This is a genomic window from Streptococcus alactolyticus (assembly GCF_012277075.1).
Lineage (GTDB): Bacteria > Bacillota > Bacilli > Lactobacillales > Streptococcaceae > Streptococcus > Streptococcus alactolyticus.
Map to the genome: position 1 here is coordinate 1 of NZ_JAAXMT010000027.1, position 831 is coordinate 831.

Below are 831 nucleotides of genomic sequence, written 5' to 3' on the forward strand. Positions count from 1 at the left end.
TTTTTCTATTCCTTAAAGTCCAGAAAGAAAGGTTCAATGCTTCTAAGAAAAGCACTTTTGCCTTTAAAGCGTTCCCCACGCATCACACGATCCAATTTTGACACACCTTCTGCCCCAAAAGTTTGACGCAAAGCTGTTAAACTATCTTGATAGGCAATAAAGTCATCGGCCTGCATAAAGGCAGGTTGAGCAATACAGTAGTCCAATTCACTAATCTCCTCATACCCCATCTGATTAAATTGACGTTTCACACTTTCTTGATGGCGAATCACATCTTTCACATAATTTGAAAACTTAGTTTTAAAGTAAGGATAAAGCTTTCCCTCTGCCTCAAGTAATTCTGGATGATCTTGTAAAAGCTGAAAGAGGACAATTCTCCCTTCTTGTAACCAATCATCATAATCCCACAATTTCACAAAATAAGTGCGACGTAGTTTTAAAACAATGGGTTTAACTTTTTCATAGTAGTATTCAAAATGTTTCATGTCGTTTAACTCCCTATTCATAAAAATCCTTCTGTACAAAAGTAATCTTATTATATAAGGGAAAGTCAAAAAACAACAGGACATATATGTCCTGTTGCCAAAAAAATAATAAAAAAGAGAAGATAACATCTTCTCTAACAACGATTATTTGACTCCGCCAGTAGGACTCGAACCTACGACATCATGATTAACAGTCATGCGCTACTACCAACTGAGCTATGGCGGATAAAAGCTAAGCGACTACCATATCTAACAGGGGGCAACCCCCAACTACATCAGGCGTACTAGGGCTTAACTTCTGTGTTCGGCATGGGAACAGGTGTATCTCCTAGGCTATCATCACTTA

At 37.9% G+C, this 831-nt stretch carries 1 protein-coding gene, 1 tRNA gene and 1 rRNA gene; all 3 read right to left on the bottom strand.

Going from position 1 to position 831, the window contains the following annotated elements; genetic code table 11:
• Nucleotides 1-5: 5 nt before the first annotated feature.
• Nucleotides 6-485 (bottom strand): sigma-70 family RNA polymerase sigma factor, encoded by a 480-nt coding sequence (locus HFK82_RS08710; RefSeq protein ID WP_168261485.1) that lies wholly within the window; start codon nt 483-485, stop codon nt 6-8.
• Between the two features lie 152 nt (nt 486-637).
• Nucleotides 638-711, bottom strand: a tRNA-Asn gene (locus HFK82_RS08715).
• Nucleotides 712-716: 5 nt separating this feature from the next.
• Nucleotides 717-831: ribosomal RNA gene (gene rrf, locus HFK82_RS08720) — 5S ribosomal RNA — on the bottom strand.

Coding starts and splice junctions, on each gene's coding strand:
- HFK82_RS08710 (WP_168261485.1), bottom strand. CDS start 485: ATGAAACATTTTGAATACTACTATGAAAAAGTTAAACCCATTGTTTTA.